Origin of the sequence: Rhodoferax sp. OV413 (genome assembly GCF_900104385.1) — a bacterium.
Lineage (GTDB): Bacteria > Pseudomonadota > Gammaproteobacteria > Burkholderiales > Burkholderiaceae_C > Rhodoferax_B.
Genome location: NZ_FNJA01000002.1, coordinates 515,942 through 542,300 on the forward strand (window position 1 = coordinate 515,942; position 26,359 = coordinate 542,300).

The following is a 26,359-nucleotide window of genomic DNA, read 5'->3' on the forward strand; positions in this document are numbered from 1 at the left end:
CTCAGGGATTTCCCTGGCGCCATGTCCTCGGCCCCTCGGGGCATTTGGCAAGGCCAGGTTAGGTGCGGGAAATGAGTATTCAAATCTCACCTATTGAGACTTTGCGTTGACGGTCTTGGGAATGAAGGCGACAGTCGCTGCACTGCTCCATCACCTTGATTGCCGCTATGCACAACACGACAGAACTGCAGGCTGCCCTGCACACCATCAGCTTGTATTCACCCGACCCGCTGGCCATGGCCCGCTTCTACAGCGCTGCGTATGGCATGTCGCTGGAGGCGGTGGAGGGTGGTTATGTGTGCCGCGGCCCGGGCCGCCAGGTGCAGATCACCACCGGCCCCGCCAACCAACTGGGTTATGCGCAGTTTGCGCTGCACACCCCGGCCGCCTGGCAGCATCTGCGCCAACGCGTCCAGGCCTTGGACGCCCAGGCCGTGCCTGCCCATTACCCCGCCGGAGCCGTCGCCGTGTGCGACCCCGATGGCAACCGGATCGTCTTCACCGCGCCGGAGGATTCTTCTTTGGCTGGCAGCCATGCCGAACTGCCTGCGGCCACGCTACAGCATTTCGCCTTGCGCACGCAGCAGCTGCCACAGATGCTGGCCTTCTATACCGACCAGTTGGGCTTTGTGCTGTCCGACGCGGTGCGCGACGCCGAAGGCCAGCTGCGCGCCTGCTTTCTGCGCAGCGACCATCTGCACCATGCGCTGGCGCTGTTCCTTGCGCCCGTATCCTGCTTTGACCACCAGTCCTTTGAAGCGCCCGACTGGGCCAGCATGAAGGCCTGGGGTGACCACATGGCCAGCCTGCGCGAGCCCATCGTTTGGGGCATAGGCCGCCATGGGCCGGGCAACGACGTGTTTTTCATGGTGCGCGACCCGGATGGCAACCTGGCCGAGATTTCCGCAGAGATTGAGCATTGCGAACCCGGCCGTCCCGCCGGTGAGTGGGCCCACGAGGAGCGCACGCTCAACCTCTGGGGCAAGGCCATTTTGCGGAGTTGAGGACAGCATGCCCAGTACCAACCGCATGTTGCGCATCCTCGGCCTGTTCGCCCTGGACCGCCCGGTGATATCGCCGGAGTGGCTGATGGAAGAGCTTGGGGTGTCGCGCGCCAGTGTGTACCGCGACCTCGGCCAGCTGACCCGCGCCGGCATGCTCGAACGCGTGGCCGATCGGGGCTATGTGCTCGGCCCCATGGTGGTCGAGCTGGACCGGCAAATCCGCCTGACCGACCCCTTGCTGGAAGCCGCGCAGGAATTGCCTGGCAAGTTGGCCGATGAGACCGGCGGCACCATCCTGCTGTGCCGTTTCCATGCCAACAAGGTGATGTGCATCCACCAGGTCAATGGCCAGAACCCGGCCTTGTCCGTCAGCTACGAACGTGGCCGTGCCATGCCGCTGTACCGCGGTGCCACGTCCAAGATCATCCTCGCCTGCCTGCCAGCGGCCCAGCTGAAGCAGCTGTGGGCCAGCGAGCGCCAAACACTGGTGGCTGCCGGCCTGCCCGACGACTACGCCCAGCTCGTGGAGGTGCTGGCCGCGCTGCGGCAGACCGGTTACTGCGTGACTGCGGGCGAGGTCGATCCCGATGCTGTGGGCTTCGCGGTGGCGCTGCGCGACGGCGAGCAACTGCTGGGCAGCCTCAGCGTGGTGATGCCCGCCGCCCCCCTCACCGCAGCGCAACGCAAAACCACATTGAGCCGCCTGCAAAGTGCGGCCGGCCGTATCGAAGGGCGGCTGCAAGACCAACGCGACAAGGCGCGCGCCCAAAAAAGCAAAACGGAGACCCCATGAACGCAGCCCTGCCTGTGTCGGCCATTCCCCCCGGGATGGCCGACGAGATACCCGACGAGATACCCGACGAGACACATTTCCCCGTGGCCATCGTCGGCGCCGGCCCTACCGGACTGATGCTGGCCAACCTTCTCGGCCAGCAGGGCATCCGCACGCTGGTGATTGAGCGCAGCACCAACACTGTGGGCGAGCCCCGTGCCGTCACCATTGACGATGAAAGCCTGCGCACCGTGCAGGCCACCGGCCTGATTCACGAGGTGCTGCCGCAGGTGGTGCAAGGCTATGGCGTGCACTACTACTCATGGCGCGACAAGGAATTCGCCCGTATCGAGCCGCAGAGCCAGGAGTATGGGTTCCCTAAGCGCAATGCGTTTCGCCAGCAGTTGCTGGTGGGCCAGCTGCGCGACGGACTGCAGCGCTTTGCACATACCGCCATTTGGTTTGGCCACGAGCTGGTGCAGTTCCGCGACGAGGGCGAAGATGGCCAGGTCGTGCACCTGCAGCTCAACCACGGCGGCGAGAGCAAACACATCACCTGCCAATGGCTGGTAGCTTGCGACGGCGGCCGCAGCCCGGTGCGCGAGCAGCTGGGCATCAAGCTCACAGGCAGCACCTACGACGAGAAATGGCTGATCGTCGATCTGCTGGAGCGCAACTCGGCCTTTCGCCACACCCGCACCTATTGCGACCCGGCACGGCCGGCGATCCGCCTGCCCGGGCCGCAGGGCACACTGCGCTACGAGTTCATGTTGCATGAAGGCGAAGACCATGACGTAGCTCTGGACGAGGCGAATGTGCGGGCCTGGATACGCGCCCGCAACCCGGCCGATGCGGAACTGGCCATTGCCCGCAAGGTGGTCTACGCCTTCCATGCGCGGGTGGCCGAGCGCTGGCAAACGGGCCGGGTGTTTTTGGCAGGTGATGCAGCCCATCTCACGCCACCGTTCGCCGGCCAGGGTATGAACAGCGGTGTACGCGATGCCGCCAACCTGGCCTGGAAACTTGCCGCCGTGGTGCGCGGTGACATGGCGCCCAACCTGCTTGCCAGCTATGCGCAGGAGCGCAAGCCCCACGCCTGGTCGCTGATCCGCATGGCGGTGCGCATCGGCACCTTCATGCAGCCCAAGTCGGTGCTGGCGGCCATGCTGACCCAGGGCGCGCTGAAGTTGTGCAGCCTCTATCGGCCGGTGCGTGACTATGTGCTGCACCTCAAGTTCAAACCCAAGCCGCGCTTTTTTGAAGGATTTTTTGTTCCGGGCGAGCATGCCGATGCGCTCGTGCCTGCGGGCCAACTGCTACCCCAGCCACAGGTGGAGCTGCCGGGTGGCGCCCATGTGCCGCTGGACGACCTGCTGGGCCACGGCTTCGTATGGCTGGGCCTGGCCGACGCCCCGCTGCCTGCCGGCTTCAGCCTGCCCTGCCGCACCCTGCGCATCGTGGCGCAGCAGGATGACTTTTTGCCCGCAGCAGACGGTGTGGACGCGGTGCTGCGCGACGTAGAGGGTGTGCTGGAACGCATCCTCCGCAGCGCCGGTGCCCGCGCGCTGCTGCTGCGGCCCGATCGCTATGTGCTGGCCTACCTGGGCTGCGCCGGTACACAGGACGACATGCATGGGCTGCGGTTACTCGAACGGTTTGCACAGCCGCAGTACACCCCGTCTTAGCTGCCCGTGCAACTCCTTTTCACCGCGGCGACAAGACCGCCTTTTCATCCATCCAGGAGACAACCATGGTTCTTATTTCTTCCAAACTGCTTGGCGTAGCCGTGCTCGCCTCCTTGGCCTGCGTGGTACTACCCACGCGGGCGCAAACCTTTCCCAGTAAACCGGTGCGGGTGATTACGCCGTTCCCGGCCGGAAGCGGACCTGAGGTGGCCTTGCGTCTGGTAGCCGATGGGCTCAGCAGGCGCTGGGGCCAGCCGGTGATCGTCGACAACCGTCCCGGCGCCAGCGGCTTCATCGCCATCGAGGCTATCAAGCGCGCTACGCCTGATGGCCACGAACTGCTGCAGATGGACAACGCGCAGATGGCGGCCCAGCCCTTTTTGTTCAAAAAACTTCCCTATGAACTGCTGCGCGACTTTGAGCCAGTGACGCCGATCCTGCGCAACTATTTCTTCGTCAACGTGCCCATTGGCAGCCGCTACAAGACCATGACCGATCTGCTGGCCGGCGCCAGGGCTGCACCGAACCAGGTGAACTACGGTTCCTGGTTTGTCGGCAGCCCCGGCCATATTGGTGCGGCGATGCTGGAGGCGGCCACCGCCACCCATATGACCCATGTGCCGTACAAGGAAATGTCGCAGCTCTATGTGGCTGTGGGCAACCAGGAGGTGGACTGGGCTTTTGGTAGTGCCGCCAGCGCCGGTGGCATGCAGCGCGCGGGTAGGACGCGCTACCTGGCCGTTGCGGCGCCCCAGCGAGTTGCCGCTTTCCCGGACGTGCCCACGGTGGCCGAATCTGGTGGGCCGGCTGGCTTCGAGCTTAGCGCCTGGACCGCGTTGCTGGCGCCCAAGGGCACACCCAAGGCGGTGATCGAAAAGATCCAGAAGGACGTGGCGGCCGTGCTGGCCGCGCCCGAAGTGAAAGACAAATACGCTGCCATGTTCTACGAGCCCTATGCGCTCGATTCCATGCAATTTTTGCAGCAGCTGCGTAGCGACACCCAGCGCTATGGCGACACCATCAAGCGGCTCAATATTTCGCTCGATTGACCCGATTTGCCCCGATTCAACCAACCTTTCCAGAAAGCCCTTCATGAAACTCATCAGTTATCTCTACCAAGACCAACCCGGCTGGGGCTGGGTCACCGATGCCGGCGTGCAGCCCTTGGGCAGTGCCCGCTACCCCAGTCTGCTTAGCGCGCTGCAGGCAGGCCAACTGGATGCCATTGCCGCCGAAGCAACCGCCCCTGTGCTGCCGCTGGCCGACATCGTTTTTCTGCCGGTCATCCCCGCACCGGGCAAGATTTTTTGCGTAGGCCATAACTACGAGGAGCACCGCGTCGAGACCGCACGCGACAAAACCCAGTACCCCTTGTTGTTCATGCGCGTGGCCGAATCGCAGACGGCCCACGGCCAGGCCATCCTGCTGCCGCCTGAATCCACGCAGCTCGACTACGAGGGCGAGATCGCCATCGTCATCGGCAAGGCCGGGCGTCGTATCCGCGAAGAAGACGTATGGGAGCATGTGGCCGGCTACAGCGCCTACAACGATGGCTCCATCCGTGATTGGCAGCGCCACACCCTGCAGTTCACCGCCGGCAAGAATTTCAGCGGCACCGGCGCCTTTGGCCCCTGGCTGGTCACGCGCGGCGAGATCGCCGACGGCGCCGAGCTGACGCTGGAGACACGCCTCAACGGCGAGCTTATGCAGCGCAGCACCACCGCGTCGATGATCTTCCCCATCCCGGTGTTGATCCACTACATCTCCACCTTCACCACGCTGCAGCCTGGGGATGTGATCGTCACGGGCACACCCGGCGGCGTGGGCGCAAAGCGCAATCCACCCGTGTGGATGCAGCCGGGCGACCGCGTCGAGGTAGAGGTCGGCCAGGTTGGTGTACTGTCGAACACGGTAGAGCGCGACCCAGGCTGAATCCGCCGGCTTGTTGGGGGCAGGCTCAGCCCAGCGCCAGCGCGGTCCTGTCCACCACCCGGCGCAGTACAAAGCTGGAATGCACGCCGGTCACGCCTTCGATCCGCGTCAGCTTGTTCAGCAGCAAGTCCTGGTAGTGGTCCATATCGCGCACGAACACTTTGACCTGGTAGTCGGCGTCTTGCCCGGTGATCAGCAGGCATTCCAGCACCTCGGGCAACACGTCCACCGAGGCTTCGAAGTTGGCGAAGCGCTCCGGGGTGTGGCGGTCCATCGAGATATGCACCAGGGCCATCAGCGATAGCCCCAGTTTTTTGGCGTCCAGCAAGGCCCGGTAGCCGAGGATCAGGCCCGATTCTTCCAGCGCCCGCACCCGGCGCAGGCAGGGCGAGGGCGACAAGCCTATGCGGTCGGCCAGGTCCTGGTTGTTGACGCGGCCGTCCACCTGCAGAATTTCCAGAATTTGCTTGTCATAGCGGTCTAAAACCATTTGGGTGCCTTGATATTCTGAAATATTGGCAGATTATGCCAATAAAACAGAATTCAAAGGCAACAACGCAATATTCTGCCCGCGACTTGGGCCTACACTGAAGTCTCTGCAACCCACAGACCCCAGCCACTCTGGCCACAAGCCAGAACCGAGCATTTCGACCCCACAAAGGTTGTGACCCTAAAAGCAAAATCCCCGGCCATATCCATGCCCGGGGATTTTGTTTTTGCCTCCATGCAAAGGCGCTCCAAATTCGAGATGGACCCACGCCACCAGCACCCCAATTCACCCCGGATGAAGCAAGCGACGGGCTCCATCCGGGGCTGCTGAAGTCGGCCTTTCAGCCTGGGGGCTTAGGCCAGGTCGAAGCGGTCCAGGTTCATCACCTTGGTCCAGGCGGCGACGAAATCGGCGACGAACTTCTGCTGGCCGTCTGCGCTGGCGTACACCTCGGCATAGGCGCGTAGCACCGAGTTGGAGCCGAAGATCAGGTCGGCCCGGGTGCCGGTGAACTTCACCTGGCCGGTCTTGCGGTCGCGCCCTTCGAACACTTCGCTCTCAGCGTCCACAGCCTTCCAGGCGATGCCCATGTCCAGCAGGTTCACGAAGAACACGTTGCTGAGCACACCCACCTGGTCGCTGAACACGCCGTGCTGGCTGCCGTCGGCATTCGCGCCCAATACGCGCAGGCCGCCGACCAGTGCGGTCAGCTCGGGCGCGGTCAGGGTCAGCAACTGGGCCTTGTCGATCAACAGCGCTTCGGTCGCGGCACCGATGGGGCCCTTCTTGTAATTGCGGAAGCCATCGGCCAGCGGCTCCAGCGCGGCGAAGGACTCGACATCGGTCTGCGCTTGCGTGGCGTCGACACGGCCGGGCGCGAACGGCACCTCTACGGCTACACCGGCCGCCTTGGCTGCCTGCTCGATACCCACGCTGCCCGCCAGCACGATCACATCGGCCAACGAAGCTTTGCCAGATGCCTGCTGGATCTCGACCAGTTGGGGCAGGGCCTGGACGGCGATGCGGTTGACTTCCCAGTCCTTCTGTGGCGCCAGGGCCAGGCGCGCACCATTGGCACCGCCGCGCTTGTCGCCGCCGCGGAAGGTGGATGCCGAGGCCCAGGCCACCGACACCAGCTGGCTCACTGACAGGCCCGAGGCCGCGATCTTGGCCTTGATGTCGGTCACGTCTGCTTCCGTCGGGTGCAAGGTGGCCGCTGGCAGCGGGTCTTGCCAGATCAGGTCTTCCTGGGGCACTTCAGGGCCGAGGTAGCGGGCCTTGGGGCCCATGTCGCGGTGGGTCAGCTTGTACCAGGCGCGGGCAAAGGCTTCGGCAAAGGCTTGCGGGTCTTCGTGGAAGCGCTTGGAGATCTTGCCGAACTCCGGGTCGAAGCGCAGCGTCAAATCGGTGGTCAGCATGGTGGGCTTGTGAAACTTGCCCGGCACGTGCGCGTCCGGAATGATGTCTGGCCCGTTGGTGGCCACCCACTGCTTGGCGCCGGCGGGCGAGTGCGTCAGTTCCCATTCGAACTTGAACAGGTTTTCGAAGAAGTTGTTGCCCCACTGCGCCGGGGTGGTGGTCCAGGTGACTTCCAGGCCGCTGGACACGGTGTCTTTGCCGTGGCCGCTGCCAAAGCTGCTGTTCCAACCCAGGCCCTGGGCTTCGATGCCCGCGCCTTCGGGTTCTGCGCCTTTGTGCGACTCGGGTGCGGCGCCATGGGCCTTCCCAAAGGTGTGGCCGCCGGCGATCAGCGCAACGATTTCTTCATCGTCCATCGCCATGCGGTAGAACGTGGTGCGGATGTCCTTGGCCGCGGCCAGGTAGTCGCCGCTGGCGTTCGGGCCTTCGGGGTTCACGTAGATCAGGCCCATGTGGGTGGCGGCCAGGTTGCTGTTCAGCTCGCCTTCTCCCTTGTTGCGGTCTCCGCCACCGCTGAAGCGTTTGTCTGCGGCCAGCCAGGCGGTCTCTGCGCCCCAGCTCACGTCCATATCGGGTTCCCACACGTCTTCACGGCCGCCGGCAAAGCCGAAGGTGCGAAAGCCCATAGATTCCAGCGCCACATTGCCGGCCAGGATGAACAGGTCGGCCCAGGAGATGCTCTGGCCATACTTCTGCTTGATCGGCCAGAGCAGCCGGCGCGACTTGTCGATGTTGACGTTGTCGGGCCAGGAGTTCAGCGGCGCAAAACGCTGCTGACCGCGACCGCCACCGCCGCGGCCGTCTTGGGTGCGGTAGGTGCCAGCGCTGTGCCAGGCCATGCGGATGAACTGCGGGCCGTAGTGGCCGAAATCGGCCGGCCACCAGTCCTGGCTGCCGGTCATCAGCTTAACCAGGTCCGCCTTCAGCGCCTTGTAATCCAGCTTCTTGAATTCCTCGGCGTAGTTGAATTTTTCACCCAGCGGGTTCGATTTGTTCGAATGCTGGTTCAGCAAATCAACCCGCAGTTGCTTGGGCCACCAATCCTTGTTGGTCGTACCGCCGCCGGCAGCATGGTGGACGGGGCATTTGGCTTCAGTGGACATGGGTAGCTCCTTTGTCTTGTCGATGGGATGGCGAGGTTTTTTAGTGCATCGTGCCGCAGAGATTTGACACGAGCAAGCATGGTAATTAATTACTATGACTTTCAGAACTCAATAAAATTTATACATCGGATAGGCGTTTTCAAAGATGCCTATCGGCGGGCGAAAGAGGGCCATGCGGAGAGAGCCACTGCCGTTGATTTGCTACGGAATAAGGAGCTATTGGTGTAGGTGTGGTCTGCTCCAGAGGCTGGTTTTATGTAAATCTTCCGTTATGCATTCCGGTTAGCATCTTGCTGGCACCGTACAGCAGTCCCTACCCCCTATGGCAAGGAGTTCACCATGGCAGCACCCGAAAAAGTCAAAGGCCCGGCCTCGTATTTCCCCTCTATCGAGAAGACCTACGGTCACCCCATGGACCATTGGTTCGGCCTGGTGCGCCAGCAGCAGGGCAAGAAGCACATGGAGATCGTCAACTGGCTCAAGGCAGAGCACGGCATGGGCCACGGGCATGCCAATGCGGTCGTCGCGCATTGCCTGGCCCAGGCCAAGCCATGAGCCTGCCTTCGCCATCTGCAGAAGAGATGCGCCTGAAGGCCCTGCCCAAGGCCGAAGTGCACCTGCACCTGGAGGGCTGCTTTGAAGCAGCGCTGATCGCGCAGTGGGCCCACACCGAAGGCGTGGCCTTGCCCCGCCCGCAAGAGGACTTGTTCAAGTTCTCGGGCCTGGCGGACTTCTTGGGTTTTCTGGACCTGGCCTGCGGCCTGGCCCGTACCCCAGACCGCCTGGTGGAGCTGAGCTACGGCCTCAGCCAGCGCCTCGCGGCCAACGGCACCGGTTATGCCGACGTCATCTTCAACCCCACCCACTGGCATGCATGGCACGGCCGCCTGGGGGCCATGCTCGATGCGATCCACGCGGGTTTTACCGCGGCAGAGCAGGACGGCCTGCCCGGCGTGGGCCTGTGCATCAGTCTGCTGCGCACCCAGTCGGCCGACGCCGCGATCGAGCTGGTGGATACGTTAATTGCCCTGCGCCATCCGCGCGTGGTGGCGCTGTCGGTAGACGGCAACGAAGCCACCGCCGGCCGCACTGGCCCCCGGTTTGCCGAAGCCTTCCGCAAAGCCTGCAGTGCCGGCCTGCGCCGCACCGTGCATGCAGGCGAATCCAGCGGCCCCGAAGGCGTGTGGGACGCGGTGGAGCTGCTGGGCGCAGACCGCATTGACCACGGCGTGCGCGCCATCGAAGACCCGGCGCTGGTACAGATGCTGGCGGATCGGCAGATCCCGCTGGGCGTGTGCCCTACGTCGAACTTGGTGTTGGGGGTTTATCCGTCGATTGACGCGCACCCGATTGAGCGGTTGCGGCAGGCGGGTGTTCGCGTCTCGGTCAACACCGATGACCCGGCGCTGCTGGGTACGAATCTGGTGGGGGAGTACGCGCTGTGTCGGCGGGCTTTTGGGTGGACGGATGAGGTGACGCGGGCTGTGGCGCGGACTTCTATTGAGGCGAGCTTTGCGGACGCGGATTTGAAGGCTGGGTTGCTGGAGAAGTTGAAGAACTGGTGAGATCAGTCTGTGGCTATCGCTTGTGGTTTGCTATGAAAAAAGAAGCTGTTTGCGCAATGGATATAAGCGCTGCAAGCTGATTTTTCTATTTTTCGCCTGTGCCGTCGATCATCCAGGCCGGAATGTCACGCTTCATGTGCAACACACGCCATACGTCTATGTGCTCGGGCTGCTCCACATAGAAAACCAGATAGGGGTACTTACTCAAAGGCCAAGAGCGCAGGTCTGGAATTCCCAGTTCGTGTGCGTAGCGCGGTGAACCCGTGGCGGGGTGTTTGCTGATGTGCGCATAGGCGCTCTCCAACGCATCCACAAAACCCAGCGCCGCAGCCTCGGCGTCTTGATCCAGGTAATGCGTGATGGCTTGGTCTACGTCGCCCCGTGCCAGCGTGCGCTGAATCAGCGCTTTGGACTTCACTTGGACTTCTTGCTGGTGACGCGCTGACGCAGGCTATCGAAGTAGGCAGTATCTGCAGGCGCCGTGGGTGCTGACTGGGCGCCCGCCAGCAACAGACCGCGCAGTTGTTGCCGGTCCTGGTCTTTGCGAATCAGCTCACGTACGTACTCGCTGCTGGTGCCAAAGCCGCGCGAACCGACTTGCGTGTCAACGAAGTCCTTGAGGCCGTCGGGCAGGGAAATGTTCATGGTGCTCATTCGCGAATTTTAGAGGTTTTGGCAAATTTTGCCAAAACTCATAACGCAATGTAACTGAGCCCGGTGAGGACAAAGTCAACCAATTATTGGTCGCCCATCCAGTTGCGGTCGAATCCTAGCCCACTCAAGGACTTTGAGTTCTTTGTCGAGTGCTTCCAGCTCGTGGAGTACCTCTTTGGGATCAAAAGTTTCTCTGGTGGCGAAGCTGTTTCCAATTCGATCGGCTGGATAGCGATGTCGTTGATCCAAAGTGGCGTGAAATGACTTGTGATCTTCGGGGAATAGGTGAAGAGTTGTATTGACACCAAAACGCGCGGGTATTTTGAAAGCGAATATAAGCGCCGGATATGCAAGGCGGTACTCAGAAAATAATCGATCAATGTCGTGAGTCAGTGGTACGGAACCAATGGCACCTAAAGCAGCCTTCAGAAAGAGTTCAATACCCTGACGGGTTAGATGCAAGATGACTCTGCTGGACGAATATTGGGATGTAAAGTCACCCGACAACATGCTTGTGCATAGGCACCGACTGGCCTCTATATAAGCGCGTGATAGCCAGAATGATCGGTCCCATTCTGGCAATGAGGACAGCTCTTCGGAGAAAGACGGATCATCGTCTTCTTTCGTTTCATATTTCATCTAAAGTTAAACCACCCCAGCCCGCTCCAGCATCGCATGCAACAACACATTGCACCCCGCGGTAATGTGCTCCGGCTTTGCATCCTCGATCTCGTTGTGGCTGATGCCGTCCTTGCAGGGGATGAAGATCATGCCGCTGGAGGTCAGCTTGGCCATGTAGACGGCGTCGTGGCCGGCGCCTGACACGACGGGCATGTTCGAGTAACCCAGGCTCTTGGCGGCGCGGGCCACGGCGTCCACGCAGTTGTCGTGGAAGGCGATAGCGTTGTAGCTGGACACCATTTCGATCTTCACATCCACGCCGTGTTCTTTGGCTACGGTGACGGCCAGGGCTTTGACTTCTTCCACCATCTGGTCCACCAGCGCGTCGGTGCTGTTGCGCAAGTCGATGCTGAACTTCACGCGGCCAGGGATGACGTTACGGCTGTTCGGAAACACCTGCACCATGCCGACCGTGCCGCGGCCATGCGGCGGGTGGCGGTGGGCGGCGGCGACCACGTCTTGCATGATGTGGGTGGCGGCCAGCATCGCGTCTTTGCGCAGCGCCATGGGCGTGGGGCCGGCGTGGGCTTCCATGCCGGTGACGGTGCAGTCGAACCAGCGGATGCCCAGCACACCCTGCACCACGCCGATGGTGATGTCGTTGTCTTCCAGCACCGGGCCTTGCTCGATGTGGGTCTCGAAGTAGGCGCCAATCGGGTGGTCGCCGGGCTCCTGCTCGCCGACGTAGCCTATGCGTTCCAGCTCGCCTTTGACGCTCTTGCCTTCGGTATCGGTGGCCGCGTATGCGTGCTCCAGCGTGAATGCCTTGGCGAACACGCCCGAACCCATCATCACCGGCACAAAGCGTGAGCCTTCTTCATTGGTCCAGAACGCGACTTCGATCGGCGCCTCGGTTTCGATGCCGTGGTCGTTCAGTGTGCGCACCACTTCGATGCCGGCCAGCACGCCGTAGTTGCCGTCGAACTTGCCGCCCGTCGGCTGGGTGTCGATGTGGCTGCCGGTCATGATGGGCGGCAGGCTGTTGTTACGGCCCGGGCGGCGCATGAAGCCGTTGCCTATCTTGTCGATGGTGACGGTCATGCCGGCCTCTGTGGCCCAGCGGGTGACCAGGTCCCGGCCCTGTTTGTCCAAGTCGGTAAGTGTCAGGCGACACACGCCGCCCTTTGGGGTGGCGCCGATCTGGGCCAGCTCCATCAGCGAGTCCCACAGGCGCGGGCCGTTGATGCGCAGGGCCTGGATTTTTTCGGAAAGAGGGGCGAGTGCGCTGTCCATGTGGAACTCCAGATTAACGGCTGACGGGGTGGGGCGCATGCAGCGCGGTCTTCTTGGCCAGCGCATCGAACTGCGGGCCGAACGGTGGGCGCTTGACGTACTTGCCGACGCCGCGCTCGGCGCGCAGATCGCCATTCGCGTAGACCAGCTTGCCCTGGCTCAGCGTGTGGCTGGGCACGCCGGTGACCGTGCGGCCCTCGAAGATGTTGAAGTCGCCCAGCGACTTCTGCGTCTTGACGGACAAGGTCTTGGTGCCCGCCGGGTCCCACACCACCAGGTCGGCATCGGCGCCGGCCACCACACAGCCTTTGCGCGGGTAGATGTTGAACAGCTTGGCGGCATTCGCCGAGGTGATAGCGACGAATTCGCTGGGCGTGAGCCGGCCGCTGTTCACGCCTTCGTCCCAGATCACAGCCAGGCGTTCTTCGACGCCGCCGCAGCCGTTGGGGATCTTGCTGAAGTCGTCTTTGCCAGCGGCTTTTTGCGCGGCGCAGAAGGTGCAGTGGTCGGTCGCCGTGGTGTGCAGGTGGCCGGCCTGCAGGCCGTGCCACAGCGCGTCTTGGTTCGTCTTGTTGCGGAACGGCGGGCTCATCACGTGGCCGGCGGCGTAGGCGAAATCGGGGTTGCGGTAGACGCTGTCGTCCACCGTCAGATGTCCTGCCAGCACCTCGCCAAACACGCGCTGGCCGGCGGCGCGGGCGCGGGCAATCGCCTCGGCCGATTCGGCACACGACACATGCACCACGTAGATCGGCACGTTCAGCACATTGGCGATGGCGATGGCGCGCTGGGCGGCCTCGGCTTCCACCGCGGGCGGGCGCGACAGCGGGTGGCCTTCGGGGCCAAGGATGCCCTTGGCTTTCATGTCGGCTTGCAGCAGGTAGACCAGCTCGCCGTTCTCGGCGTGCACCGTGGGCATGGCGCCGAGTTCCAACGAGCGCTTGAAGCTGTTCACCAAGGTTTCATCGTCGCACATGATGGCGTTTTTATAGGCCATGAAGTGCTTGAAGCTGTTTACGCCTTCGTCCTGCACCAGGGTGCCCATGTCGCGGTGCACGGTTTCGTCCCACCAGGTCACGGCGACGTGGAAGCTGTAGTCGGCGGCGGATTTTTCAGCCCACTCGCGCCAGGTGCGGTAGGCGTCCATCAGTGGCTGCTTCGGGCTGGGAATCACGAAGTCGATGATGCTGGTGGTGCCACCGGCCAGGCCGGCCGCTGTGCCGCTGTAGAAGTCGTCCATGGTCACCGTGCCCATGAACGGCAGCTGCATATGCGTGTGCGGGTCGATGCCGCCGGGCATCACGTACTGGCCGCCAGCGTCCACCACCTGGGCACCTGCGGGCGCCACCAGGTTCTCGCCGACTTCGGCGATCTTGCCGTCGATACACAAAACATCGGCGCGGAACGCGCGGTCGGCGTTCACCACGGTGCCGCCTCGGATCAAAACACTGGACATGGTTGCTCCTAAATTAGTAGCTGCTAGCGCAGGTATTTTCTGCGCTGCAAGCATGTTTAATGCCTAAGTCCGTTAGGCGGCGGTGCGCATGGGGTTATTGGCGTGCGTCGTCCAATCCGCATGTTTATCGCTCACGATGAGGCCGGTGCGCAAGTCTTTTTCGCCGGGCTGCAGATCGCGCAGGCTGATGGTGTTGGGCACGGGGCAGACGGTGACGCACAGGTTGCAGCCCACGCATTCGTCTTCCATCACCTCGAAGTGGCGCACGCCGTCTTTCATTTTGGTGATGGCCTGGTGCGAGGTGTCTTCGCAGGCGATGTGGCAACGGCCGCAGGAGATGCACGAGTCCTGGTTGATCACGGCCTTGCTGACGTGGTTCAGGTTCAGGTTTTTCCATTCCTTCACCGTGGGCAGGGCCGCGCCGCGGAAGTCGTCCAGGCTCTTGAAGCCCTTGCTGTCCATGTAGTCCGACAGGCCGGAGGCCATCTCCTGCACGATCTTGAAGCCGAACACCATCGCGGCGGTGCACACCTGCACCGTGCCGGCGCCCAGCGCGATGAAGTCCAGCGCGTCGCGCCAGTTGCCCACGCCGCCGATGCCGCTGATCGGCAGGCCACGGGTTTCGGCGTCGCGGCCGATCTCGGCCACCATGTTCAGCGCAATCGGCTTCACCGCCGGGCCGCAGTAGCCGCCGTGCGAGCCCAGGCCGCCGGTGGTCGGCGACATCATCAGGCTGTCCGGGTCTACGCCCATGATGGAGTTGATGGTGTTGATCAGCGACACCGCGTCGGCACCGCCGCGCTGGGCGGCGCGGGCCGGCAGGCGCACATCGGTGATGTTGGGCGTCAGCTTCACGATCACCGGCAGTTTGCTGTACTGCTTGCACCAGCGGGTGACCATTTCGATGTACTCGGGCACCTGGCCCACGGCCGCACCCATGCCGCGCTCGCTCATACCGTGCGGGCAGCCGAAGTTCAGCTCGATGGCATCGGCACCGGTGTCTTCGACGCGCGGCAGGATGGCCTTCCACGACGATTCGACGCAGGGCACCATCAGCGAGACGATCATCGCGCGGTCAGGCCACAGGCGCTTCACCTCGGTGATCTCGCGCAGGTTCAGCTCCAGGTCGCGGTCGGTGATGAGTTCGATGTTGTTGAAGCCCAGCATGCGCCGGTCATTCGACAGCAGCGCGCCGTAGCGCGGACCGTTGACGTTGACCACCGGCGGGCCGGCTTCACCCAGCGTCTTCCAGACCACGCCGCCCCAGCCAGCTTCGAAAGCGCGGTTCACGTTGTAGGCCTTGTCGGTGGGGGGCGCGGAGGCCAGCCAGAAGGGGTTGGGCGTCTTCACGCCGGCGAAGATGGTGGACAGATCAGCCATGGTTCAATTCCTTGTGCATGCTTTCAGCGGCGCGTTTGCCGTGCTCTACAGCTTCTACGGTCAGGTCGCGGCCGCCGGCGCGGCAGTCGCCACCGGCCCATACGCCGTTCAGATTGGTCTTGCCGTCTTCCGCGGTCACGATGCGGCCGCCCTGCAGGGCCAGGCCGGTGGCTTGCAGCGGGCTGTCGTCCAGCTTCTGGCCGATGGCTTTGAACACCATGTCGGCGCCAAGCACCAACTCTTTGCCAGTGGCTTGCAGCTTGCCGTCCACCAGCGCCTGCTCGGCAAAGCGCACGCCGCTGGCGTGGCTGCTGCCCAGAACTTCGACCGGGGTCAGCCAGTGGTGCAGCACCACGCCGTTGGTTTGCGCCCACTCTTGCTCAGCGGCGGATGCGCCCATGGTTTCGACACCGCGGCGGTACACCATGTGCACCTCTTCGGCGCCCAGCAGCTTGGCCTGCACGGCGGCGTCCACTGCGGTCATGCCGCCGCCGATCACCACCACGCGGCGGCCGACGGGCAGCTGGTTCACGTGTTCGATCTGGCGCAGCTCGGCGATGAAATCCACCGCGTTGCGCACATTTGCCAGCGCTTCGCCGGGCACGCCCAGGGCTTGCACCTTGGACAGGCCCAGGCCCAGGAACACGGCGTCGTATTCGGTCTGCAGCTTGTCCAGCGAGGCCGCGCCGTCAAAGCGCCAGCCGTTCTGGATGCTGATGCCGCCAATGTCCAGCAGCCACTGCACTTCCTTCTGCGCGAAGTCGTCGGTGGTCTTGTAGCTGGCCAGGCCGTATTCGTTCAGGCCGCCGGCCTTGGGCTTGGCATCAAAAATAACCACCTCGTTGCCCAGACGCGCCAGGCGGTGCGCGCAGGCCAGGCCGGCCGGGCCGGAGCCGACCACGGCGATGCGCTTGCCGGTGGGGGCGGCGCGGGTGAACAGCTGCGGCTGGGCGCTGGCCATCAGCGCATCGACGGCATGGCGCTGCAGCCGGCCGATCTGGATGGGCGTGTCGGTCTGGGTGTTGCGCACGCAGGACTGTTCGCACAGCACCTCGGTGGGGCAGACCCGGGCGCACATGCCGCCCAGCGGATTGGCTTCCAGGATGGTGCGTGCCGCGCCGCGCAGGTTGCCATCGGAGATGCTTTTGATAAAGCTGGGTACGTCGATGTCGGTGGGGCAGGCGGTTTGGCAGGGCGCGTCGAAGCAGTACAGGCAGCGCTCGGATTCGAGCATGGCCTGGGAGGCGTTCAGCGGCGGCGTGGCGTCGGCAAAGTGCTGCGCGTACTGCGCGGCGCTGAGGCGGCCGGCGCGGATGTCCGGCGCGGCGGTGGAGGAAGTCTCTGGCACGGTAACTCCTGTGGCTGGGTCTACAGGCGTCGCAGGCTGCACCAATTTGCAGCACGCAACACCCGGAATTGGCTGGGGGCGTCCAAATCCTGACCAAATGGTCAAGAAGTGCCGACGATATTGCAAAACCCGTGCCACCTGCATAGGGAATCTACCGGGGCTGGATGGCGCTATGTGTGATGGGACACATTGCCGTCACCCGGCTGCGCATAGACTGGAGCTATGGCTTTTACCTCCCCCGTTTTCCGTCCGTTCCACAGCTACGACAGCTTTTGGACCCCCTTGCCCGATGCCGATGGGGCGATCCGCGCGTCGCGCGCTTATCTGTGCCAATGCGGCCGGCCGATCTTCTTCCGCAATAGCGTCTGCCTGGCCTGCGGCGCGCCCCTGGGCTACGAGGTGGACAGCGCGCGGCTGCAGTCCCTGGTGCCGGTGCAAGACCAGCCCGGCCAATGGGCGCTGTGGCACGACACACAGGGCGGGCATTACCAGCGCTGCGCCAATCTGGATGCCGTGGGTTGCAACTGGCTGGTGCCGGGCGATGCGGCGCCGGGTTCGGTGTGCCTGGCCTGCAGCCTGAACCGCACGGTGCCCGACCTGTCGCAGCCGCAGAACCTGGCCGCCTGGCGCGCGCTGGAGATTGCCAAGCGCCATCTGGTGGCACAGCTGCTGTCCATGGGCTTGCCGGTGGTGTCCAAGATGACCGCCGACGCCGCGCAGGGCGTGGCCTTCGACTTTTTGCAGCCGCACCCCGACAAGCCGGTGCTGACCGGCCACGACGAAGGCATCATCACCCTGAACATCGAAGAGGCCGACGACGCCCGGCGCGAACAGGTGCGCAACGCCATGGGCGAGCCCTACCGCACCCTGCTCGGGCATTTGCGCCACGAAATCGGCCACTACTACTGGGACCGGCTGGTGCGCGACACGCTCTGGCTGGACGACTACCGCGCGCTGTTTGGCGACGAGCGCGCCGACTACGCCGAGGCCCTGAACCGCAACTACACCCAGGGCCCGCCGCCCGACTGGGCGCAGCGCTTCGTCAGCACCTATGCCGCCTCGCACCCCTGGGAAGACTGGGCCGAAACCTGGGCCCATTACCTGCATATGGTCGATACTCTGGGCACCGCCATGCGCTTCGGCCTGGATGCGAAAGACGTGGAGCTGCCCCACGCCCCCTTCACCCGCGACGCCCTGTGGCGGCCCGACGACCCGGGCGCCGAAAGCTTCTTGCACATCGCCAACGCCTGGGTCGAGCTGACCGGCGTGCTCAACGAGATGTCGCGCAGCATGGGCGAGCACGACTTCTACCCGTTTGTGCTGACCCCGCCGGTGGTCGCCAAGCTGCAGTTCATCCACTGCGTGGTGGTACAGGCGCGGCAAACCCAGGCCGCGGAGAACGTGGACCAGGCCCAGGGCCAAGTTCAAGCCCTGGGTCAAGCTCAGGGTCAACCCTAGGTGCTATTGAAAAAATAGCTGACGGCGCTGTAGAAATATGCGCGGGATGCCGATTTAATACATGGGCTGGATGCAGTGCCGCAGGGCGCTGCCTGTGATGCCAGCGTGTTGATCCAAGCCATCTCACCCTAGGAGACAAGTCGCCATGTCCGCTTACCGATCCAACCTCTCCATCACCAAGCGCCTTGGGCTGGGTTTTGCACTGATTTTGCTGCTGTCCTTGGTGTCCATGCTGGTCGGCATCACCAAGCTCAACACCTCGGCCCACGCGACCGAATACATCCTGGGCAACCCGATCCAGACCGAGCGCCTGGTCAGCGACTGGTACCGCGACATCCACACCAGCGTGCGCCGCACCACCGCCATCGCCAAAAGCAGCGACCCCTCGCTGGCCACCTATTTCGCGCAAGACGCCGCCACCTCCAGCGAGCGCTCCAGCAAGGCCCAGAAGACCCTTGAGACGCTGATGAAAACCGACGAAGAAAAGGCCTTGTTTGCCGCCGTCGGCGAGGCGCGCAAAAGCTATGTCACAGCCCGCGACGCGGTGTCGGCCTTGAAGAACGAAGACAAGTCCGAAGAAGCCAACCAGATGTTGGAGCAAAAATTCGTTCCTGCCGGCAAGGCCTACCTGGATGCGCTAGACGCCATGATGAGCGCCCAGCGCAAAGACATCGACCAGCAAGCCCAGAGCATCGCCGAGAACACCACCCAGGGCCGCAATCTGCTGATAGCCGTGGGCACCGTCAGCCTGCTGTTTGGCGTGGTCTGCGCCTGGTGGCTGGCCGGCTCCATCACCCGGCCGCTGGCCGAAGCCAACGCCGCGGCCCGCCAGGTGGCAGCGGGCGACCTAACCGGCCGCATCCAAGCCAATAGCACCGACGAAGTCGGCCAGCTGCTGACCAGCCTGCAAGACATGCAGGCCAACCTGGTGCGGGTGGTGAGCAGCGTGCGCCAAGGCTCGGAGAGCGTGTCCACCGCCAGCGCCGAAATCGCCGAAGGCAACCACGACCTCAGCTCGCGCACCGAGAACCAGGCCGCCGCGCTGCAGGAAACCGCCGCCTCCATGCAGGAGCTGAGCAGCACCGTGCGGCAGAACGCCGACAACGCGCGCCAGGCCAATCAACTCGCCATGAGCGCATCCACCGTGGCCGCCCAGGGCGGCGCTGTGGTGGGCCAGGTGGTAGAGACCATGAAGGGCATCAACGACAGCTCGCAAAAGATCGCCGACATCATCGGCGTGATCGACGGCATCGCCTTTCAGACCAACATCCTGGCGCTGAACGCAGCCGTCGAGGCCGCCCGCGCCGGCGAGCAGGGCCGGGGCTTTGCGGTGGTGGCCAGCGAGGTGCGCAGCCTGGCCGGCCGTTCGGCCGAAGCCGCCAAGGAAATCAAGACCCTGATCAGCACCAGTGTGGAACGCGTGGCCCAAGGCACGGCCCAGGTCGACCAGGCCGGCGCCACCATGACCGAGGTGGTCAACTCCATCCGCCGCGTCACCGACATCATGGGCGAGATCAGCGCCGCCAGCACCGAGCAAAGCACCGGCGTGTCCCAGGTCGGCGAAGCCGTCACCCAGATGGACCAGGCCACCCAGCAAAACGCCGCCCTGGTAGAGCAAATGGCCGCCGCCGCCAGCAGCCTACAGAACCAGGCGTCTGACCTGGTGCAGGTGGTGTCGCAGTTCAAGTTGCAGTGATTAGGCGCACCTCAGCCTGGCAGAGCCAATTCGGTGGCGTGCTATTTAAAAAATAGCTGTCGCCGCAAGCCGCATATGCGACTGGGCCAGATTTTTCTTAAATGCCTGCGAGGTCAGCAGTAATTACCCCGCCGCCCAAACACACATAGCCGTTGTACACCACGGCCGATTGGCCGGGGGTGACGGCCCATTGCGCGTCGGGGAACTGCAGGCTGAAGTGCTGCGGGCCGTCGGCGGCCAGGGTGCAGGCCGCATCGGCTTGCCGATACCGGCTCTTGGCGGCGTAGGCGCCGGGGGCGGGCGCGTGGCCGGCAACCCAGCTGGCGTCGTCGGCCGCCAGGGTGTGTGACTGCAGCCAGGGGTGGTCGTGGCCTTGCACCACCCACAGGGTGTTGCGTTCCATGTCCTTGCGGGCCACAAACCAGGGCGCGTGTTCGCCGCCGCCCCGCTGTGCGCCTTTTTCCTTGATGCCGCCTATGCCCAGGCCCTGGCGCTGGCCCAGGGTGTAGAAGCTCAGGCCCACATGCTTGCCCAGGACACGGCCTTTTTCGTCCTTGATCGGGCCCGGCTCCTTGGCGATGTAGCGGTTCAGAAAGTCGCGGAACGGCCGCTCGCCGATGAAGCAGATGCCGGTCGAATCCTTCTTGGCGGCGTTCGGCAACGCCATCTCGGCGGCGATGCGGCGCACCTCGGTCTTGTGCAGCTCGCCCACCGGGAACAGGGTTTTGCTCAGCTGCGCCTGGTTGAGGCGGTGCAGGAAGTAGCTTTGGTCCTTGCCCGGGTCCAGGCCTTTCAGCAGTTGGAACTGGCCGTCCACCTCGCGGACTCGGGCATAGTGGCCGGTGGCGATTTTTTCGGCGCCCAGGCGGATGGCGTGGTCCAGAAAGGCCTTGAACTTGATCTCGGCGTTGCACAAGATGTCGGGGTTCGGCGTGCGGCCGGCCTGGTATTCGCGCAGGAACTCGGCAAACACCCGGTCTTTGTATTCGGCGGCGAAGTTGACGTGCTCGATCTCGATGCCGATCACATCGGCCACGGCGGCCGCGTCCACAAAGTCGATGTTCGACGAGCAGTATTCGCTGTCGTCATCGTCTTCCCAGTTTTTCATGAAGATGCCGATGACCTCGTAGCCCTGCTGCTTGAGCAGATAGGCGCTAACGGCCGAATCCACGCCGCCGCTCAATCCGACCACCACCCGTTGTTTGCTGTGTGTACCCATGCCCCGATTGTAAAAACCTGGGGCGGCTGGCCGGTGGCTGTGCGGCAGAGGCGGTAAGCCATGTAAGGCCATTGACGCAAAACCATAGCATGTACCGCAGATGGGGATTGCGCCAGGGGCCGATTTTGTTCATAAAGCGGGTGGCCTGGGGGGCTTTTGCAGCCGCTCCACCAGGTACTCCGCAAAGCCCTCGGTCGCTGGCGACGCCACGCGGTGCGCCGACCGGTAAAGGCAGACCTGGCGCATGGCCTCCGGGTCGACGATGCGGCGCATCACCAGGCCCTGGCGCTTGGCCCAGGGGGCCACGTAGGCGGGCGAGGTGGTGACCGCCAGGCCGGCGGCGGCCATGCCGAAGGCGGTGGAGATGTGGTCCACCACCTCGCTCGGGCTGATGCGTTCGTCCTCGGGCAGGGCAGCGCCCATCTGCGCCACGCTCAGCTCGTGGTCGCGCCCGGCCGTCACCAGCGCGTGCGAACGCAGGTCGCTCCACTGCAACACCTGCTTGGCCGCCAGCGGGTGGTCTTTGGCGCACCACAGCACCCAGGGGCTGCTGAACAGCGCAATCCGCCGCACGTTGGCGCTGCCTTGGCGGTCGGGGCCGAGGGCCAGGTCGACCTCGCCGCTGTCCACCATGTCGGTCAGTTGTTCGACCGCCGCGTCGCGGATGCGCACGACGAGTTTGGGGCGCTCCTGCGTGTAGGCCCGGATGAGGGGCGGCAGGATGGCGCTGGCAATCACCATCGGCGCGGCGATGCGCACCAAGCCGGCGGCGCGGTTGCGCAGGTCGGTGGCCGCCATTTCGGCCAGGCGCAGGTGCTTGAGCACGGTCTGGGCCGAGCCGTAAAACTCCTTGCCCGCCGCCGACAAGGCCACTTTGCGCGTGCTGCGCTCGAACAGCTTGAAGTCCAGGCTGGACTCCAGCTCGACCACCAGCTGGCTCACCGCCGACGGGGTCAGCGCCAGCCGGTCGGCGGCCGCGGTAAAGCTCAGCACCTCGGCCACGGTGACGAAGGCATCAAGCTGGCGCAGGGTGTAGCGGGGCAGTGGCATTGTGAAGACAACCTAAGTAATACCGCAATATATATCGATTGTTGTGCGGCGAGCGCGCTTGCAAACTGCGTGGACTGGAACAGCTGAAACGCCCGCGTTCGACCCTTGCATAACAACCAGACAGGAGACATCCCCATGCCCATATCCCCCATATCCTCCATATCCCGCCGCCAACTGCTGCATATCGCTTTGGCCACCGCTGCCGGTGGCCTGCCCTCGGCCAGCCGGGCGCAATCCATCGAAACCCTGAAAATCCTGTCGGGCTTCGCGCCTGGCGGTACGGTGGACACGCTGGCGCGCCGGGTCGCCACCCAGTTGACAGGCGGCTACGCCAAGGCGGCGGTGGTGGATACCCGCACCGGCGCGGGCGGGCAGATCGCCATCTCGGCGCTGAAAGCCTCGGCGCCAGATGGCGCCACCTTGCTGGCGACACCCATGTCGATGCTGGGCATCTACCCGCACACCTACAAGAAGCTGCCCTACGACCCGGTGGCCGATCTGACGCCGGTATCGCTGGGTGTGGTGTTCGACATGGGCTTCGCCGTGGGCCCCCAGGTGCCGGCTTCGGTCAAGAGCGTTCCCGAATTTCTGGACTGGTGCAAAGCCCACCCCGAAAGCGCTAATTTCGGCTCGCCGGCGCCGGGCTCCGTGCCGCATTTTGTGGGCGAGCTGATCGGCCGGGCCGGCAAGGTGGATTTGCGGCATGTGGGGTTTCGCGGTTCGCAGCCCGCCATCTTGGACATGCTGGGCGGGCAGATCGCCGCCGTGTCGGCGCCGGTGGGCGAGTTCCTGCCGCATTTGAGCGGTGGCAAGGCCCGCCTGCTGGCCACCTCCGGGGCGGCGCGCAACAAGTTCGTGCCGGGCACCAGCACCCTGGTGGAGCAGGGGTTGAAAGACCTGGTGTTTGGCGAATGGTTTGGTTTTTACCTGCCGGGCAAAGCGGCTGCGGACGTGGTGGCCCGAGCCAATACTGCCCTGCGCAGCGCCTTGGGCAACAAAGAGGTGATCGACGGCCTGGCCGCCATGGGCTTGGAGGCCCGCTCGTCCACCCCGACGGAGCTGGCCGCCCTGCTCAAGGCCGACAGCGAGAAGTGGGCTCCCATCGTGAAGGCGATCGGCTTCACCGCCGAATCCTAGGCCCACGTCCCCAAGAAGCAAAGGACCCCACATGCTGACCCCCGATATCCACCAGGCCCTGGCGCGCGAACTGCACCAGGCAGAAAAGACCCGCGTGCAGGTCGAACATTTCTCCAAGCGCTACCCGGCGATGGAGATGGCCGACAGCTACGCCATCCAGCGGGCCTGGGTGCAGATCAAGCGGGACGAGGGCCGCAACATCCTGGGCCACAAGATCGGCCTGACCTCGCGCGCCATGCAGATTTCGTCGCAGATCACAGAGCCCGACTACGGTGCCATGACGGACGATATGCTGTTCCCCGAGGGCGCCGACATTCCGGTGCAGCGCTTCATCCTGCCGCGCGTCGAGGTGGAGCTGGCCTTCATCCTCGGCAAGCCCCTGCACGGACCGAACGTGACGATTTTTGACGTGCTGGCCGCCACCGACTACGTGGTGCCGGCGCTGGAGATCATCGACGCCCGCATCGAACAGCTCGACCGCGTGACCAAGGCCCCGCGCAAGGTGCTGGACACCATTGCCGACAACGCCGCCAATGCCGGCATCGTGATGGGCGGGCGCCCGGTCAAGCCCGAAGCGGTGGACCTGCGCTGGTGCGGCGCGCTGCTCTACAAGAACGGCGTGATCGAAGAAAGCGGCCTGGCCGCCGCAGTGCTGAACCACCCGGCGAATGGCGTCGCCTGGCTGGCCAACAAGCTGGCACCGTATGGCGAAGGCCTGGTGGCCGGCGAGGTGGTGCTGGGCGGCTCTTTCACCCGCCCGGTGGCCGGGGCGGCGGGCGACACCTTCCATGCCGATTACGGCCCGCTGGGTGCCATCTCGTTTCGCTTCATGTGAGGCCGCGCAGCATGCAGACTCCTGACAATTTATTCAAGCAAGCCCTGGCCCGCGGCGAGGTGCAAATCGGCCTATGGCAGGCCCTGGCCGACCCCTACGCCGCCGAACTCTGCGCGGGCAGTGGCTTCGACTGGCTGCTGCTCGACGGCGAGCACGCGCCTAACGACCTGCGCAGCCTGTTGGGTGCGCTGCAAAGCGTGGCCCCGTACCCCACGCACCCGGTGGTGCGGGTGCCGCACGGTGACGCGGCGTTGATCAAACAGGTGCTGGACATCGGCGCCACCACCGTGTTGGTGCCCATGGTCGAGTCGGCCGAACAGGCCACTGCACTGGTGCAGGCAATGCGCTACCCGCCGCAGGGCGTGCGCGGCGTGGGCAGCGCCATCGCCCGCTCGGCGCGCTGGTCGCGTTACCCGAACTATCTGCATGAAGCCAACGAGCGCCTGTGCCTGCTGGTGCAAGTCGAGTCGCTGGCCGCGCTGCAGCAGATTGACGCGATTGCGGCGGTGGACGGGGTGGACGGCGTGTTCATCGGCCCGGCGGATTTGTCGGCCTCCATGGGCTACCTGGGCCAGCCCGCGCACCCCGAAGTGCGTGCCGCCATTGACCACGCGATAGGCCGCATCCTGCAAGCAGGCAAGGCGCCCGGCATCTTGTGCGCCGACGCAACCCTGGCCCGGCACTACCTGGCGCTGGGCGCGCGCTTTGTGGCCGTGGGGGTGGACACCTCTTTGCTGGTGCGGGCGACTGCCGCGCTGGCGGCGCAGTTCAAACAGGCGGCACCCATGGCCGCGGCGAGTGGAGCCTACTGAGATGCTGGAATCCTTGCGCTCCGCCTTCAGCGGCCGGCTGCTCACCGGTGCCGACGCTGTCCCGTTCCTGACCGACTACCGGGGCAAATGGACCGGCCAGGCCCTGGCCGTGGCCCAGCCCGACAGCGCCGAAGAGGTGGCGAAAGTCATCGCCTGGTGCCATGCCCAGCGGGTGCCGGTGGTGCCGCAAGGTGGCAATACCGGGCTGTCCGGCGGATCGGTGCCGGAGGCTGCATCCGACCCTCTGCCCGTCGTTCTGTCGCTGACCCGCCTGAACCAGATTCGCGCCATCGACCCGTTGAACAACACGATGCTGGTCGAGGCAGGTGTCACGCTGCTGCAAGTGCAAGAGGCCGCCAAAGCCGCCGGCCGGCTGTTCCCGCTGAGCCTGGCGGCCGAGGGCACGTGCACCATCGGCGGCAACCTGGCCAGCAACGCCGGCGGTGTGCAAGTCTTGCGCTACGGCAATGCGCGCGAGCTGTGCCTGGGGCTGGAAGTGGTGACGGCCGAGGGCGAACTGTGGAACGGCCTGCGTACCCTGCGCAAGGACAACACCGGCTACGACCTGCGTGACCTGTACATCGGCTCCGAAGGCACGCTGGGCATCATCACCGCCGCCGTGCTCAAGCTGTTCCCCTTGCCCGCCGCGCAGGCGGTGGCGCTGGTGGCTGTGCCGAGCCCGCAGCAAGCGCTGGACTTGCTGAGCTTGGCGCAGGCGCGGCTGGGCGCGGGGCTGACGGCGTTTGAAATCCTCAGCGACACCTGCGTGGAACTGGTGCTGCAGCACATCCCCGGCACGCGCCGCCCGCTGGCCGAAGTCTCGCCCTGGTACGTGCTGCTGGAGCTGTCGGCCGCCACCGACGAGGCGCAGGCAGCGGAGGCGATGGAAGGTCTGCTCGAAGCTGCGATGGAGAGGGAATGGGTCACAGATGCCGCCCTCGCCACCAACCTGGCCCAGGCCGAGGCGCTGTGGGCGCTGCGCGAGAACATCTCCGAAGCGCAAGGTGCCGAGGGCAAGACCATCAAGCACGACATCGCGCTGCCGATCTCGCAGATACCGGCCTTTATCGCCAGCACCGATGCGCTGATCGCCGCGCAGTTTCCGCAGCTGCGCCAGGTCACGTTTGGCCACCTGGGCGACGGCAATCTGCACTACAACGCCTCTCCGCGGCCAGGCAGTGGACCGGAACAAGTAGCCAAATTTCTGGAGTTTGAAGGCCCGCTGAACCAGCTGGTGCACGACGCGGTGCACGCCCACCAGGGCTCGATCTCGGCCGAACACGGCCTGGGCGTGCTGCGTCGCGACGAGTCGGCCCGCTACAAGGCGCCGCTGGAGCTGCAACTGATGCGGCGCATCAAACAGGCGCTGGACCCGCTGGGGCTGATGAACCCCGGCAAGCTGCTGAGATTTGAATGAAATTGGCCTTTGC

Annotated in this window: 24 protein-coding genes; 13 read left to right on the forward strand and 11 right to left on the reverse strand. The window is 64.4% G+C overall.

Annotation, left to right across the window (positions count from 1 at the left end):
- The first annotated feature begins 167 nt into the window (after positions 1-167).
- The 5 genes from BLT66_RS09900 (at position 168) to BLT66_RS09920 (ending at position 5,393) form a co-directional block, all read left to right on the forward strand.
- Positions 168-1,004, forward strand: a complete 837-nt coding sequence (locus tag BLT66_RS09900) for a VOC family protein (RefSeq protein WP_092757866.1) — start codon at positions 168-170, stop codon at positions 1,002-1,004.
- A 7-nt stretch (positions 1,005-1,011) separates the two neighbouring features.
- A complete protein-coding gene (locus BLT66_RS09905) occupies positions 1,012-1,797 on the forward strand; it encodes an IclR family transcriptional regulator (protein ID WP_092757512.1) in 786 nt (261 codons plus the stop codon).
- Entirely contained in the window at positions 1,794-3,461 is a 1,668-nt protein-coding gene (locus BLT66_RS09910) for a bifunctional 3-(3-hydroxy-phenyl)propionate/3-hydroxycinnamic acid hydroxylase (RefSeq protein ID WP_092757513.1), read from the forward strand. Before BLT66_RS09905 ends, BLT66_RS09910 begins: the two co-directional genes overlap by 4 nt.
- Positions 3,462-3,526: 65 nt before the next feature.
- Positions 3,527-4,510: a Bug family tripartite tricarboxylate transporter substrate binding protein gene (locus BLT66_RS09915; protein WP_092757514.1), complete on the forward strand. Its 984-nt coding sequence runs from the start codon at positions 3,527-3,529 to the stop codon at positions 4,508-4,510.
- Between the two features lie 43 nt (positions 4,511-4,553).
- Positions 4,554-5,393, forward strand: a complete 840-nt coding sequence (locus tag BLT66_RS09920; RefSeq protein WP_092757515.1) for a fumarylacetoacetate hydrolase family protein — start codon at positions 4,554-4,556, stop codon at positions 5,391-5,393.
- Positions 5,394-5,418: 25 nt separating this feature from the next.
- On the opposite strand, the gene BLT66_RS09925 is transcribed toward BLT66_RS09920, so the two are convergent.
- Entirely contained in the window at positions 5,419-5,883 is a 465-nt protein-coding gene (locus tag BLT66_RS09925) for an Lrp/AsnC family transcriptional regulator (RefSeq protein ID WP_092757516.1), read from the reverse strand.
- Between the two features lie 353 nt (positions 5,884-6,236).
- Entirely contained in the window at positions 6,237-8,405 is a 2,169-nt protein-coding gene (katG, locus tag BLT66_RS09930) for a catalase/peroxidase HPI (RefSeq protein ID WP_092757517.1), read from the reverse strand.
- Positions 8,406-8,744: 339 nt separating this feature from the next.
- On the opposite strand from katG, the gene BLT66_RS09935 reads away from it, so the two are divergent.
- Positions 8,745-8,960 carry a DUF4287 domain-containing protein gene (locus tag BLT66_RS09935; protein WP_092757518.1) on the forward strand — a complete coding sequence of 72 codons (216 nt, stop codon included), beginning with the start codon at positions 8,745-8,747 and terminating at the stop codon, positions 8,958-8,960.
- Positions 8,957-9,970 carry an adenosine deaminase gene (gene add / locus BLT66_RS09940; RefSeq protein WP_176955027.1) on the forward strand — a complete coding sequence of 338 codons (1,014 nt, stop codon included), beginning with the start codon at positions 8,957-8,959 and terminating at the stop codon, positions 9,968-9,970. Before BLT66_RS09935 ends, add begins: the two co-directional genes overlap by 4 nt.
- 85 nt (positions 9,971-10,055) lie before the next feature.
- Here add and BLT66_RS09945 read toward each other — a convergent pair whose 3' ends face one another.
- From BLT66_RS09945 to BLT66_RS09975, 7 genes are all read right to left on the reverse strand, one after another.
- On the reverse strand, positions 10,056-10,388 hold the full coding sequence (locus BLT66_RS09945; protein WP_092757520.1) for a type II toxin-antitoxin system RelE/ParE family toxin: 333 nt from the start codon (positions 10,386-10,388) through the stop codon (positions 10,056-10,058).
- Entirely contained in the window at positions 10,385-10,624 is a 240-nt protein-coding gene (locus BLT66_RS09950; protein WP_092757521.1) for a ribbon-helix-helix domain-containing protein, read from the reverse strand. Before BLT66_RS09950 ends, BLT66_RS09945 begins: the two co-directional genes overlap by 4 nt.
- A 75-nt stretch (positions 10,625-10,699) precedes the next feature.
- Entirely contained in the window at positions 10,700-11,086 is a 387-nt protein-coding gene (locus BLT66_RS26430; protein WP_143029185.1) for a hypothetical protein, read from the reverse strand.
- Between the two features lie 183 nt (positions 11,087-11,269).
- Entirely contained in the window at positions 11,270-12,538 is a 1,269-nt protein-coding gene (locus tag BLT66_RS09960; RefSeq protein WP_092757523.1) for a Zn-dependent hydrolase, read from the reverse strand.
- 13 nt (positions 12,539-12,551) lie between these two features.
- Positions 12,552-13,994: a dihydropyrimidinase gene (gene hydA / locus BLT66_RS09965; protein ID WP_092757524.1), complete on the reverse strand. Its 1,443-nt coding sequence runs from the start codon at positions 13,992-13,994 to the stop codon at positions 12,552-12,554.
- Between the two features lie 72 nt (positions 13,995-14,066).
- On the reverse strand, positions 14,067-15,374 hold the full coding sequence (gene preA, locus BLT66_RS09970) for an NAD-dependent dihydropyrimidine dehydrogenase subunit PreA (protein WP_092757525.1): 1,308 nt from the start codon (positions 15,372-15,374) through the stop codon (positions 14,067-14,069).
- The gene (locus BLT66_RS09975) at positions 15,367-16,722 is read right to left on the reverse strand and encodes an NAD(P)-dependent oxidoreductase (protein WP_255406861.1); all 1,356 of its coding nucleotides are present in this window, start codon (positions 16,720-16,722) and stop codon (positions 15,367-15,369) included. Before BLT66_RS09975 ends, preA begins: the two co-directional genes overlap by 8 nt.
- 222 nt (positions 16,723-16,944) lie before the next feature.
- Here BLT66_RS09975 and BLT66_RS09980 point away from each other — a divergent pair, with 222 nt between their 5' ends.
- Together BLT66_RS09980 and BLT66_RS09985 are read left to right on the forward strand one after the other, a co-directional pair.
- Positions 16,945-18,180: a zinc-binding metallopeptidase family protein gene (locus tag BLT66_RS09980; RefSeq protein ID WP_092757527.1), complete on the forward strand. Its 1,236-nt coding sequence runs from the start codon at positions 16,945-16,947 to the stop codon at positions 18,178-18,180.
- Between the two features lie 145 nt (positions 18,181-18,325).
- Entirely contained in the window at positions 18,326-19,876 is a 1,551-nt protein-coding gene (locus tag BLT66_RS09985; protein WP_092757528.1) for a methyl-accepting chemotaxis protein, read from the forward strand.
- Between the two features lie 97 nt (positions 19,877-19,973).
- Here BLT66_RS09985 and mnmA read toward each other — a convergent pair whose 3' ends face one another.
- Complete coding sequence (gene mnmA / locus BLT66_RS09990) at positions 19,974-21,095, reverse strand: tRNA 2-thiouridine(34) synthase MnmA (RefSeq protein ID WP_092757529.1); 1,122 nt, start codon at positions 21,093-21,095, stop codon at positions 19,974-19,976.
- Positions 21,096-21,224: 129 nt separating this feature from the next.
- On the reverse strand, positions 21,225-22,145 hold the full coding sequence (locus BLT66_RS09995; protein WP_092757530.1) for a LysR family transcriptional regulator: 921 nt from the start codon (positions 22,143-22,145) through the stop codon (positions 21,225-21,227).
- A 135-nt stretch (positions 22,146-22,280) separates the two neighbouring features.
- Here BLT66_RS09995 and BLT66_RS10000 point away from each other — a divergent pair, with 135 nt between their 5' ends.
- The 4 genes from BLT66_RS10000 to BLT66_RS10015 are packed head-to-tail and all read left to right on the forward strand — an operon-like array spanning position 22,281 to position 26,346.
- Complete coding sequence (locus tag BLT66_RS10000; protein ID WP_092757531.1) at positions 22,281-23,282, forward strand: Bug family tripartite tricarboxylate transporter substrate binding protein; 1,002 nt, start codon at positions 22,281-22,283, stop codon at positions 23,280-23,282.
- Positions 23,283-23,313: 31 nt separating this feature from the next.
- A complete protein-coding gene (gene hpaH / locus BLT66_RS10005) occupies positions 23,314-24,117 on the forward strand; it encodes a 2-oxo-hept-4-ene-1,7-dioate hydratase (protein ID WP_092757532.1) in 804 nt (267 codons plus the stop codon).
- A gap of 11 nt (positions 24,118-24,128) precedes the next feature.
- Positions 24,129-24,929 carry a 4-hydroxy-2-oxoheptanedioate aldolase gene (hpaI, locus tag BLT66_RS10010; RefSeq protein WP_092757533.1) on the forward strand — a complete coding sequence of 267 codons (801 nt, stop codon included), beginning with the start codon at positions 24,129-24,131 and terminating at the stop codon, positions 24,927-24,929.
- A 1-nt stretch (position 24,930) separates the two neighbouring features.
- A complete protein-coding gene (locus BLT66_RS10015) occupies positions 24,931-26,346 on the forward strand; it encodes an FAD-binding oxidoreductase (RefSeq protein WP_092757534.1) in 1,416 nt (471 codons plus the stop codon).
- The last annotated feature ends 13 nt before the right edge of the window (positions 26,347-26,359 follow it).